We start from the raw sequence: 13,748 nt of genomic DNA, 5'->3' as shown, positions 1-13,748 counted from the left end.
AATTGCCAACATTATCAACTGTATTCTGTTATAAAATCGGATATTTACCCCTTCAAAATATTATCCCAAACATGAAACCCTACCTGCAGCTTTTCGATTTTTCAAAAAAAATCAACTATAACACCGAAATCCTTGCAGGCTTAACGGTTGCGATGACCATGATCCCTGAATCATTATCATTTGCAATCCTTGCCGGTTTCCCTCCGTTAACGGGTTTGTATGCGGCATTTATCATGGGTTTGGTCACTGCTGTTTTGGGCGGGCGGCCCGGCCTGGTATCGGGTGGGGCAGGGGCAACAGTAATTGTACTTATTGCATTGATGAAAACCCAGGGCATTGAATATGTTTTTGCTGCGGTTGCGCTGGCAGGGCTTATTCAGATAGTGGTAGGTTTATTTAAACTGGGTAAATTTGTAAGGCTTGTTCCGCAGCCCGTAATGTTTGGTTTTGTGAACGGTTTGGCCGTGATTATTTTTATGTCGCAGCTAGAACAGTTTAAGACCCTGGTTAACGGCAAGGTAGCTTGGTTAAGTGGTACACCTTTATATATTATGCTTGGTCTTGTTTTACTTACGGTAGCCATTGTAATTATCCTGCCCAAAATAACAAAAGCTGTTCCTGCATCATTGGTAGCTATTATTGTGGTTTTTTTGATCGTATTTTGCTTTGGTATCGATACCAAACTGGTTAAGAATATATCTTCGGTAAGCGGTGGTTTCCCTCCGTTTCATATTCCTAAAGTGCCATTTAACTTAGAAATGTTAAAGATCATTTTCCCTTATTCGCTCATTATGGCCGGTGTGGGCTTAACCGAAGGATTGCTTACTTTAAACCTGGTTGATGAAATTACCGAAACCAAGGGCAACCGGAACAGGGAAAGCATTGCGCAGGGAATTGCCAATATGTTAAACGGTTTTTTTACGGGTATGGGCGGATGCCCGATGATTGCGCAAACCCTGGTAAACCTCTCGGCTGGGGCAAGGGCCAGGTTATCGGGTATTATTGCTGCATTAACCATACTGGTGATTATATTAATAGGTGCACCGGTGATTGATCGTGTACCCATGGCAGCTTTGGTTGGGGTAATGATGATGGTAGCCATTGGTACCTTTGAGTGGATGAGCTTTAAGGTGATTAATAAAATGCCCAAACAGGATATTATTATCGGTATCCTCGTAGCTGTAATTACTGTTTGGCTGCATAACCTTGCGCTGGCGGTATTAATTGGTGTTATTATTTCGGCACTGGTTTTTGCATGGCAGAGTTCGAAACGGATCAGGGCCAACAGGTACACCGATGCAGACGGCATTAAACACTATGAAATATTCGGTCCTTTGTTTTTTGGTTCGGTTGCCAATTTTAACGAGCTGTTTAATATAGCCGACGATCCTGCTACGGTAACGGTTGATTTTAAACACAGCCGTGTTTTTGATATGTCGGGCATTGATGCACTCAATAAACTCACCGAGCGATACCGATCGGCCAATAAAAAATTGCTTTTAAAACACCTGAGCGATGATTGCAGGCACCTGCTTAAAAATGCAGACGAAATTATTCAGGTAAATATTATCGAAGATCCCACTTACCGCATTGCTACAGAAAGGTAGGATTTAAAATGCCGGGTTGCACAATATCTTTAATGATTGAAGTTGTCTTTAATATTAAATTTATATTAAGGTATTGCAGTCATTGCCATATTTTTAAAGTAACCCGTCTATTTTAAGCTGAATAAACCAATTAGTAGTAAAACGTTTAACTAGATTTATTTTCTACAACATAAAATGCCTTGATTTATTGTATCAGGGCTGCTTAAATGTTGCTATGTGCTGTTTTATAGCATGTTAAAATGATTATATATTTTAATAAAATTTGATTTTTTTACATGTCTTATTGACAATTATTATAAAAAATGGAATATTATTATCTGATTTAATAAAAATTTCATAAAAATGACAATTTGTTGTTAAAACGATTTAGTATATATATATTTGATTTAACCAAATGCTAAATTTTATGAGAATCCCTAACTATTACTCCAGAAGTACCCATTCCCCTTATCAGGGACATTTATTGCCGTTTCCGAAAAAATAAGTTTTAGAAATCATTTTTTTACCAATTAAAGATCCATTAACTATGCGATACTTATGGGCGTGCCTTGTCTTTTTTGCCGCGTTTTCATTAAACGTTTTACCAGTTTTTTCTGCTGGCAAAAAACTTCATAAAGGCCTAACAATTAACTATTTGATCTTTCAGGATACGACAAAAATTAAGTTCGTTCCGGCAAAAGATTCATTGCGGAAAGATAGTTTGGAGCAGATCAAGCGAAAAACAATTTACAACAGGTTATCTGGTGGTGTTCAGAAAGACACGAAAGAACTGTCGCTTTTTCCGGCTATTTCCCTTCAGCAGAATTTAAAGGGTAATTTTGCAGGCTTGTATGTGCAGGAGCCATCGGGCGAACCGGGTACCATACAAAACATGTTTTTAAGAGGAGCACCAATGCCGCTGCTCTCTAAAAAAGATGTATACGCATCTCAGCCATTGGTGGTGCTGGATGGTGTTCCCCTGATTGGAGAGCATCCTTTTGCTTTTGATATCCAGCAATACGATTTTAACAGGATTGGTCCTGCTACCAATTTATTAACCACTATCGATATCAATAATATTGCATCGGTAGAGGTGCTAAGCGATTTGGCCAGTACAGCAGTTTATGGTCCAAGGGGTGTTAACGGGGTAATTGTAATCAAAACAAAAGCTCCTGATGGTGTTTCGCGCGGTATCAGTTTCAATTCTTATATAGGTATGGTGCAAAAACCTACTGTTAATACCATTAATGGTAAATATGAAAACGAATTCAGACAGCGCTTTTACGATATATATACTACAAACGGCAGATATTCGGATGATGAGGCTTATCCGGTGTATTTAAGCGATTCGTTGAATAATGTATATAGCGGTAAATCCAACTGGACTGATTTATATTATAAAAACGCACTTATATATGGGATAAACCTGGGTTTAACCGGTGGATCAGACAGGGCCAGTTTCAGGTTTTCGTTAGGGAATACCAAGAGCCAGGGTGTGGCTGACGGAACTGGGATCGATCGCTACAGTGCAATGTTCAACATCAATATGAAACCGGTAAAATGGCTGCTTTTTTCGGCAATGATAAATGGTAACCGCTTAAACAGAGATAGAAACAGAAGTTTAAGAGACAGGTTTGCCCAGATCAACTATTTCCCTGATTTAAGCGCTCCACTGGCCCCGAACAAAGATTATTATGCGAGTTACCTGAATAACTATACCAGGGGGTTCGACGATAATAAAACCAACAGTATACAGGGATTTGCCAGGTTAGTAGCCAATTTGGGTAAATTTAAATTAAGCTCTTCGTTCAACGTAGATTACAACGAAGGTTACAGGGATATTTTTTATGCAAAAACCTTATTGCAGGGCAATAGTTATGCATCTAACTATTACGGTTTTAACCAGCGTTTAATGCTTGATAATAAAGCAACTTACGATTTAAACCTTAAAAATGTTCACGATTTTCATTTCGAACTGGGTCAATCGATGATGTGGGATATTTATAAGTATAGCAATGCCTATGCCTATAAAGGCGCCAACGATTATATCAAGATTAACTTGTTGGATTCTAAACCCAAAAATGATGATGGAACCGATAATCCAAACTATCTGGTGCCTACAGCCTTCCCGAGGGAGTTAACCTATCGTTTCCTTGATAAAACAGCCGATAACCTGTTATCCGTATATGGTAAGGTAAACTATTCTTATAACGATAAGTACTTCGTGTCCGGAGTATTACGTCTGGATGGCTCATCAAATGCGCAACCAACCAAACGCTGGTTTTATTCGCCAACCGTTTCGGCAGCGTGGAATATCAAAAACGAACTGTTAAAAGACGAAAAATTTATTGATGACCTGGTATTACGCGCCAGTGCCGGCCGTTTGGGCAGGGCATTTACTTTTGATAATTATGCACAGGGCCCGCAATACACCGCATCCGTTGGTTACACCGGAAATTTAACCGTTCCGGGTTACAATGCAATCGGGGTATTAACCAGGCCATATTCATTCGGTTGGGTTGGTTATGGTGTGCCATGGTCGTATTCCGATCAGTTAAATATCGGTGCAGATGTGGCCATGCTTAAAAACCGTTTGCATGTATCGGTTGATTTTTACAGCAAGGCAGAAAAAAACCAGTTATTGGGTATCCCATCTTATGCCGAATACGGTTACAAACAATCGATAGAAAGCGGTTTAAACATGACGAATACCGGGGTAGATTTATCAATCAGCGCTTTGGTTATTTCGAGGAGCAAATTCTCGTGGAATTCTTCGCTTAACCTAAACCACAACAGCAATAAATTAAAAGCCTTACCAAGGGGATTGGATCAGATTATCATCGGCAACAGCTTTTTAAAGGTTGGAGAACCGGTAGATCAATATTGGTTACTCGAAAATGATGGTATTTATACCGCAAACAGCCAGGTGCCGGTAATCAACGGACAGCCAGTAAAATACAATGGTACGCCATTAAAAGCCGGCGATCCTAAATGGAAAGATCAAAATGGCGATAATATTATTGATGAAAAAGATAAAGTACTAAAAGGACATTCATTACCTGTTTTGGCCGGAGGATTTGATAACTCCTTTAAATATGGTAACTGGACTTTAAACACCAACTTATATTTCAACCTGGGCAGAAAGATCATCAATGAGGAAATGGCCGCCCGTTTCGATTTTGTAAACCATGAGGGCAATACTGATGTATCATCGGTAAAAGAAATCACTTTCTGGGAAAAAAGGGGCGATTATAGCAAATATCCATTGTACAACCCCTGGAGTACTGTAATCCCTTACCGTACCGATCAGGATTTATTCCTTGAAAACGGATCATTCTTAAAACTAAGATCAGTTTCTGTTGGCTATGATTTTGGCAGTTTCCTGAAGAGAAAAAATATCAAAATCAATAAAATCTTTTTATACGGTTCGGTAAATAATGTGTTTGTAATTACCAAATATACCGGTCAGGACCCTGAGCTGGTGGGTTACGATGGTATTGATACAGGCTATGGTCAACCGATCCCAAGAACTTATACTCTGGGTGTTAAAATGGAATTATAATATGGAAAGAAATACGAACAAAACATCAACAATGATGAAGAATATATTATACTCATTTCTGCTCTCTGTAGTGGTTTTATCAGGCTGTAATAAAGCTTTGGAAACCGATTCTACCCGTGTTGTAGGCGAAAAAAATATGTGGAATACGGTGGAGGATGCACGTGCGGGTATTATGGGCGTTTATGCGCTAACACGTGCTGCACTCTCGGATAATAATGGCCACTGGATTTACGGTGATGTAAGAACAGGCGAATTTACCAGTCCTAAGCGGCAGGATTTAAAAGCCATCATCAGCAATAACCTAAATGCATCTTACCCTGTGGTAGAATCGCTTTCTGATTGGACCAGGTTTTATGCCATTGTAAACGGAGCCAATGTTTTTCTCGAAAATGTTGCCCACGTTAAAGCTACCGATAAACGTTATTCGGATAACAACATGACGGTAGATATTGCACAGGCCAGGTTTTTAAGGGCTTTTGCCTATTTCTACATGGTGCGTATCTGGGGCGATGTACCTTTCATTATTTCTTCTAACGAAGGTGTATTTGAAAACAAACCAAGAGAGAGCCAGACAAAAATACTGGCCTGGGTAGAAAGTGAAATGTTAAGGGCAGCAGCCGATTTGCCATACATATATAGTGCCGGCGATATACAACAGCCCAGTAATTATTATAATGAAGACAGGACCCGTTGGGGGGGTGCACTGGCAACCAAGGTTACAGCTTATGCGGTTTTAGCGCACGTGGCAGCCTGGAATGCCGATTACTCAAACGTGGCCAAATACGCCAAATTTGTGGAAGATAATTACGGCAGAAGCGGTGGAGGTTATACTTCTACAATAGACCTAACTAATTCGAATGGATTTTTCTATAATAAAAACTTCAGGCAAATGTTTGGTTTTAACTCTGATTATGGCCATATAGATGGTTCATCAACCGGCCATATCGAAGAATTAACCCTTGCAGAACCCATTATAACCAAGGCCATCCCTGATATTTACCTGCCGAAAGATTCGATTTTAAAATATTTCAATCTGCCAAAAGATGACAGGTTCTCGGTTGATACCCTGGGTCAGTCAAAATTCGACAGGTATTTCACTAATCTAAATGGTAAATACCCAATTTTCAGCAAAATCAAGGTAATCCAGGGTGGTGGTAACGATCCCAACTTCAGGTATTTTACCAGCGCATTGATTTTTACCCGTTTAGAGGATATCGTACTACTACGTGCAGAGGCATTATCAGTACTTGGCGATCAGCTTGGTGCCGTAAATGAATTGGTACAGGTAATCGGTAGGCGGGTAAGTTCTACCGAACTAAGTTTTAATCTCGACAACGATGATATCCTTAAAATGATCTTCGAAGAAAGGCACCGCGAACTGATGGGCGAGGGACAGAGGTGGTACGATATGATCCGTTTTAACAAGATCAGGCAAAACGATCCCAAATTTATGAATCTGATTAAAACCGGGGGGATTTATTGGCCGATTTCGCGTAAGCTCTTGTCGCAGAATAGCTTACTTACCCAAAATCCTTACTGGCGCTAAATAATTGAGATATGAAAACATTATGGCCTTTAAAGCTGGATATCAATAACCAACACCATAATCGTTTCATCACCACTAAAATATAATCATAAGCAGATGAAAAAAATTGTAAAATATATAGGGACAGTAACTATGCTTTTATTGCTCACCCTGGTGTATTCGGCCTGTAGAAAAAACGGAGGTTATTACGATGCGCCCGATAACACAGCCCCATTTGCCGGTAATACGTATGAATATTTAAAAAGTAAACCGGGTGTTTACGACTCGCTATTGGTGGCAATTGATAGAATGGGTTTGAAGAAAACACTTACCGATAGCAGTGTAACCCTGTTTGCGGTAACCAACCCAAGTTTTCAACTGGCCTTGCGGAACCTAAATACTTTGCGCAGACAATCGGATAAAGATCCTTTGTTCCTTTCCAATATTGATGGCGTACAATTAGATACCATGGTTTCATATTACATTATCAGGGGTATAAAACCGACAGATTCGTTAAAACTTCAGGATGGCTTAAACTTAACCAGTGTAAAAGTGGCTTACCCGATGCATGCAAAATCAGTTAAAGGTTCTGCATCAGGTGAGGTTGGCGCAGGTCCCGAAGTAATTGAATTCAGCAATACCAAAAAAAGTAAGTTCATCAGAAACTGGTCTACCAGTGTAACAGGTTCAAATAACATTAAAACAAAAAATGGAATTATTCATGTAATCAGTCCCGACCATATTTTCGGCTTTGACGGTTTTGTTACCCGCTTAACCTTTGTTCCGCCTCCGCCAAATTTAATGGTTACCATAGGCGGTGTTTTCTCTACCAACCGCGAAAACGGAGGTGGCCCTACAAGTGGCGAAAACTCTAAAAAAGTAATCGATGGCGACGACCATACCAAGTTTTTATGCGATTTGCAGGGATTTTTAACCATGCAGTTTAAACTTAAAACACCAGAGGTTTCGTCGGTATATACTTTAACATCGGCAAACGATGCAAACGAAAGGGATCCGAAAGCCTGGACTTACGAAGGTTCGCAGGATGGCCAAACCTGGACAGAACTGGATAGGGTTTCGAATTTCTTTTTCGAAGAAAGATACCAGCAAAAAGTTTTCCGGTGTACCAATACGGTTGCCTACCAGTATTACCGGATTAATATTACAGAATTAAGGAGTGGAGGTACATTCCAGCTAGCAGAATGGACAATTAATAAATCGAAATAGGTGATGGATTACGGAAAAAATAAATTAGAAAAACTTATGAAATCAGTAATTAAAAAGGAGCTCCTTTTAGTATTGCTTGTGCCGGTTGTTTTAAGTGGCTGTAAAAAGCTCTACAATTTGCCCGATGACAAAGATTATTTAAGTAACAATGTAAACTATAGCAATAAAGTTCTTGAACCAATATTGGGAAGAAACAATCTTATTGGTGGTTTTAACGCTGATAATTCTACCGCGCCATTTACTTTCGAAATTGTAAATGCACGTTTTGGCGATGGAAGACCGGTAACTGATATTTTTCAAACTGCACCAACCTACGTTTGGACCGCGCCTTATACCGGTTTAGAGAAAAGTTTGGCAGAGATAGAAGCTAAAAGGAAGATAGAAACCCATAAACTTTTCGAAATGCGTTCGTCGGGCGAATTCATTTTCTGGGCCTCTACCAACAACCAGCTAATTACCCCAAGGCCAACAGATAGTACCAATTTTGCACAGGATACCCGTTTTTTTGATCTGAAGGTGAAAAATACCGGTGGAGAAAGGCTGATTAAAGATTTTCAGATCAGGCCCTGGCGCGAGCGCCCCTATGAGCCTGCTGATGATGTAAACCTGTATTCTGGTTTACCGGCACCAGATCCGAACAATCCTTTTGATAAACGTTACAAAAATTACATCAGACCATATTTAAACAATGTAATCAGTGCAACTACCAACGAAGACATTAATAAAGAAAATAAAAATTTGAAAGTCAATAATGTGGTAATCTATATCAGGCCATTCACTGGTGGCAATGGACATTCTTTAAGGATTAAAGTTTTAAATAAAGATTCAGTTGAAATCAATCCTGCAGCATTTAACGAAACGGCCTGGGATAAAATGATACATGGCTTTAACATGCAAAAAACCGAAAAGTATGTGCAATACGATGTTGCCTATCCAATTCCTTTGGTCGAAATACCGACATTTTATGCACCGGGTGGTACCAGGGCAAAAATAAACCTGAGCTATTCGAGGGGCTCGTTCGGAGGTGGAAGAACATTCGCCAATTTCGGTGTCGAGTTTGCCATTTATAGGGCTGGCGATTGGGAGGTCGTTTTCCACTTCAGAAATGAGAATCCAAAATTCGCGAGCGAGTAGGTAACGATTTAAAGCTATTAAGATGAGAAGAAATATACTTTTTTATGCATTACTTATTGTATGTATAATTTGCGGCACGAGTGCTCATTCGCAGGAGAAATACATCATTGTGAATGGTACCGTGGTTGATAAAGATTCAAAACAGGGGGTTCCGGGCGTATCCGTAATCCTCGAGCAAACCAATAAAGGTTTAACCCAAACCAATGGTAAAGGCCAGTTTACCGTTAACGTACCCATAGGCGGAACTTTACTGTTTAAATTTTTAGGTTTTAATACCCAAAGGACTAAAATTACCGGGGCCACCAACATTACCGTAACCATTACAGAAGATAAAAAAGATTTAGAGGATGTAATTATTGTGGCCTATCAAAAAAGAAATAAGGAAACCACCACCGGTTCGGCTGTATTGATACAGGCCAAAGAAGTTCAGGATATTCCCGTATCCAATGTAGAGCAACTTTTGCAGGGTAAGGTTCCGGGTTTAAATATCCAGAACAACACCGGTGCTCCGGGTTTTAGGGGCTCGGTACAGGTACGTGGTCTTTCCAGTTTAAGCATTTCGGGCAGTGGTAACGAATCGTTTTTACAGCCTACATCGCCTTTGTACATTATTGACGGGGTACCATTAGATGCAGATAAAGCTGCTGAGTTTGGCTTTCAAACCCAAGGACCAGGTGTAAGTCCGCTCTCGCTGATCCCGCAGGAAGATGTAGAAAATATCCAGATCCTTAAAGATGCCCAGGCTACTTCCATGTACGGCTCGAGAGGTGCTTATGGTGTAATTATAATCACCACAAAAAGGGGTAATTCTAAAGTGCCGAGGATTAAGTACGTAACCAATGCCTTTGTTAATGCACCACCTAAACTACGCGAAACATTGGGCGGGAATTCTGAGCGCTCGTTAAAAATACAGCAGATTATCCTTAATGCGCAGAATGTAACCGATATAAGGAGAATTTCACTTACGCCTTTCCTGGCCGATAGTTTAAATGCTTACTACAACAATTCTACCGATTGGCAGGATGTATTTTTCCAAACCACCTATAACCAGAGCCATAACCTGGCATTGGATGGTGGTGATCCGAAATTTAACTATAAAGCCAACCTGGGTTATTATACCGAAAAGGGGGTAATTAAAAATACAGGCTACGACCGCTATAACCTAAACATGAATATGGAGTTTAAACCAAACGAAAAATTCAGGTTCTTTGGTTTCATCAACGGCTCGGTTGGTAAGCAGAATAAAGGTAATGGTGTGGGCTTAATTCAGTCGGGTGTGGCAGAAAACGGACAGGCCTCTACCTTATTACCACCTCCATCCTTTTACCAGGCATCGGGCGGTGTTTTATCAGCTTTGCAAACCGCAAATGATAACAACTCCCGTAACATACGTACCAACGTAGAAGCCCGTTACGAATTTATCCCAGGTTTGGCCGTATCCTCTACTTTAAGTTACGATTATACTTCCGATACCGAATCTACTTTTACGCCGGCTGCAGCCAATGGCCAGTATGCCAAACTTTACGATTATGTTGGGCGTAACTACCAGTTGTACAACCGTAACGGTATTACCTACGCTAAAACATTCGGCGATAAACACAACATTTTTATAAACACCTTTAACGAAATTTATAAACAGGGCGCCCAGGCAGGTATTACACGCCAGGAAAGGTTACCGAACGATCAGTTACAGGGGCCTGTAGGTTACGATGATTACAACTCGAGGGGCGGTGGTGTTTTAAGCAATTACCGTAATGCAACCATTGCGTCATTTGCGGGTTCGTTATCCTACGATTACGACAAAAAATATGTTGCCGAGTTTTCATACCGTTTGGATGGAACCTCATCAAGCGGTTTGGAAAATCCATATTCTAAAAATCCATCAGTAGGTTTAAGGTGGAACTTTAATAAAGAAAACTGGTTAACTGATAAAAAATGGCTGTCGTATGGTAGTTTAAGGTTAACATGGGGTCAGAACATTGTTCCTACCGGTAATCTCGAAAGTATTTACGGCAAGTATAACCTGTACGGTAATTTTAACAATAACCCAACTATTGGCATTGATTACGATCTTATTCCAAATCCGAATTTAAAACCAACTACTACAACACAGTATAACCTCGGTTTGGATCTTGGATTCTTTAACGATCGCATATCATTAAACTTCGATACCTACTTTAAAAAAGTGGATAACCTGTTATTCGATAGGGATTTATCAAATACAACAGGTTTTAATAAGCTGGCTAGTAATGATTTGGGTATTGCCAATTACGGTACCGAGTTAATGGTAACCTTTAGGCCTTTGGTAAGTAAAGATCTGGATATATCGGTATCTCTTAACGGAGCCATTAACCGCGATGTACTGTTAAAACTTCCGGCAGAATATAATGGCCAGTTTATTAAGTTCGATAATTCGGGCTATTTACAGCACGTTGTTTACCGTGTTGGAAGAAATACCCTTTCCAATTATTTAAGGATTAACCAGGGGGTTTATAAAACCGATGCCGATGTACCTGTAGATCCGGTTACAGGGAAAAGATACCAGAGCAACGGTCAGTTTTTCTTAGGTGGCGATCCGATTATGAAAGACGTAAACGGCGATTATATTTTAGATGGCAGGGACTACGAGGTTACCGGCAATTCGCAGCCTTTGGCAACCGGTGGTATCTCAACTAACATCAGGTACAAAAACTGGGGATTGAATGTATATGCTGTTTATACTGCCGACAGGACCATCTTAAACAATGCCCTTGCTGATAGAATTGCCATTATGCGTGATCCCTTCTCCCTAAAATCAGTGGTTCCGTTAAACGACCTCGATATCTGGCGGGCACCAGGTGATGTAGCAAAATATCCATATCCTTATGATTATGCCCGTTATAATCAGATCCAGCCTTTAAGGGCCGATCAAACCCTGTGGCAGGAGAGTGGAAGTTATTTAAAAATAAACAATGTAACCCTTTCTTACATGTTCAACAAAAAGACGATTGCAAGGTACGGATTGAGCAATTTAAGAATTTATGCCTCAACGAATAATCTGGTTACTTTCTCAAAATACAGTGGACCAAACCCTGAAAACGTAACCTCATTAGGTCGCGATATTTCAACAGGTTATCCGGTACCACGTACTTTCAACATTGGTTTAAACTTAGAACTTGCTACAGGCAACTAATTGATATTGTTATGAAAAAAGTAATTATTTATACTATAATCCTGGCAGCAACTTTTTGTTTGCCTGCCTGCAAAAAGTTTTTGGATATACAGCCATTGGATAAGTTAACTGGTAACAACTTCTTCAAATCAAAAGAAGATGTGGTGGCCAACATTTACAACCTGTCGAGAATGGTTTTTGGTAAATATAACGAAACACATTTTGTTGGTGCCACCGGCGAATACCGCTCAGGTGAAGTGTTATACGAAAGCCAGTCAGACAACGCACCATCACGCGAGTATGTAGAATATTTGGGGAAAAACAACCTCCTGACCCTGATTTCTAGGGGTAAACCATGGGATTATTACAATTTCGACAGGATTACAGATTGGACTACGTATTACCAAACCATTCAGGGGGCCAATATATTAATTGCTAAACTTGATGAAGGGATCCCCGGCGTATCAGAAGCAGAAAAGAATTCGTTTAAAGCCGAAGCTGCATTTATCCGCGCTTTTAGCTACTTCACCATGGTGCGTTTATACGGTAACGTAGTGTATTATACCGATGCCTTTCACTCTACCGCACTGCCAAGAGAAAACTTCGTTTCTGTACTCAACAAGTGTATTGCCGATCTTAAAAACTATAAAAATTCTATTGCATGGACTTATACCGACCCATCGTTAAGAGGGGTGCGTGCCAGCAGGGGCAGTATTGTAGCCTTAATGATGGAAATGAATATGTGGAATGCAGGTTTCGATTCGGCTAATGCCAGAAAATACTACGAGGAAACCGCCGATCTGGGTAAGGAACTCATTGCCAGCAACGCTTTCAGGTTATTGCCAATTAACGAATGGGCAACTGTAATAAAAGGGCGATCTGAAGAGAGTTTGTTCGAATTTTACCGCAGCATCAATTATGGCGATGCTAACTTAAATGTTGCGCCAATTGCCGATATGTTTTTGCATTATCCATATAAACGCCCCGAATATACCCATCGTGTAAGTTTTGCTTATTACAGAGGGGAGTACATGCAAAAACTTTTTCAGGATGGTAGTGATAAACGTATTACCGCCTGGTTTAACGAAGATATTTTTGCAGATAACGGAAAGTTTATGATGCTGAAATTTGCGCAGAATTCATTTTCTACCGGCGAAGAAGATGCGAATCCTGATAACACATTTATGATTTTCAGATATGGAGGCGAAATTCTGCTGGCGGCCGAGGCCCTTGCGAATATAAATGAAGATACCGATGCCGTAAAACTTTTAAATATGGTAAGGGGCCGTGCCGGTGCAACTCCATATACACCAGCAAGTGGAAATCTTAAAGATTTTATTTTTTATGAACGTTCAAGGGAGCTTATTGGCGAAGGCCACCACTATTTCGACCTCGTACGCACCAAAAGGATTTTGAGCAGCCAGTGGTCGTACAACGTACTCACGTCCGATAAATTTAACCGTGGTGGATGGACCTGGCCTTTAAGCTCAAATGCACTATATAACAATCCATACATGGTATTAAATGAGTACTGGGTTAATGGAGGTAATTAATTTTATTAAG

At 40.2% G+C, this 13,748-nt stretch carries 7 protein-coding genes; all 7 read left to right on the top strand.

Annotation, left to right across the window (positions count from 1 at the left end; all coding sequences use genetic code 11):
- Positions 1-71 precede the first annotated feature (71 nt).
- Positions 72-1,607, top strand: coding sequence for a SulP family inorganic anion transporter (locus DRW42_RS20555; RefSeq protein WP_113950779.1), 1,536 nt, complete (start codon positions 72-74; stop codon positions 1,605-1,607).
- Positions 1,608-2,241: 634 nt separating this feature from the next.
- The gene (locus DRW42_RS20550; protein WP_244215337.1) at positions 2,242-5,148 is read left to right on the top strand and encodes a SusC/RagA family TonB-linked outer membrane protein; all 2,907 of its coding nucleotides are present in this window, start codon (positions 2,242-2,244) and stop codon (positions 5,146-5,148) included.
- A 31-nt stretch (positions 5,149-5,179) separates the two neighbouring features.
- Positions 5,180-6,694 (top strand): RagB/SusD family nutrient uptake outer membrane protein, encoded by a 1,515-nt coding sequence (locus DRW42_RS20545; RefSeq protein ID WP_244215336.1) that lies wholly within the window; start codon positions 5,180-5,182, stop codon positions 6,692-6,694.
- Between the two features lie 96 nt (positions 6,695-6,790).
- Positions 6,791-7,900, top strand: a complete 1,110-nt coding sequence (locus tag DRW42_RS20540; protein WP_113950710.1) for a fasciclin domain-containing protein — start codon at positions 6,791-6,793, stop codon at positions 7,898-7,900.
- Between the two features lie 36 nt (positions 7,901-7,936).
- Complete coding sequence (locus DRW42_RS20535) at positions 7,937-9,034, top strand: DUF5007 domain-containing protein (protein ID WP_113950778.1); 1,098 nt, start codon at positions 7,937-7,939, stop codon at positions 9,032-9,034.
- A gap of 22 nt (positions 9,035-9,056) precedes the next feature.
- On the top strand, positions 9,057-12,206 hold the full coding sequence (locus DRW42_RS20530) for a SusC/RagA family TonB-linked outer membrane protein (RefSeq protein WP_113950709.1): 3,150 nt from the start codon (positions 9,057-9,059) through the stop codon (positions 12,204-12,206).
- 11 nt (positions 12,207-12,217) lie between these two features.
- Positions 12,218-13,738 (top strand): RagB/SusD family nutrient uptake outer membrane protein, encoded by a 1,521-nt coding sequence (locus tag DRW42_RS20525; RefSeq protein ID WP_113950708.1) that lies wholly within the window; start codon positions 12,218-12,220, stop codon positions 13,736-13,738.
- The last annotated feature ends 10 nt before the right edge of the window (positions 13,739-13,748 follow it).

The organism is Pedobacter miscanthi (genome assembly GCF_003315595.1).
Taxonomy (GTDB): domain Bacteria; phylum Bacteroidota; class Bacteroidia; order Sphingobacteriales; family Sphingobacteriaceae; genus Pedobacter; species Pedobacter miscanthi.
The sequence above is the reverse complement of the archived record's forward strand: the minus strand, read 5'-3'. Positions and strand labels throughout refer to the sequence as shown.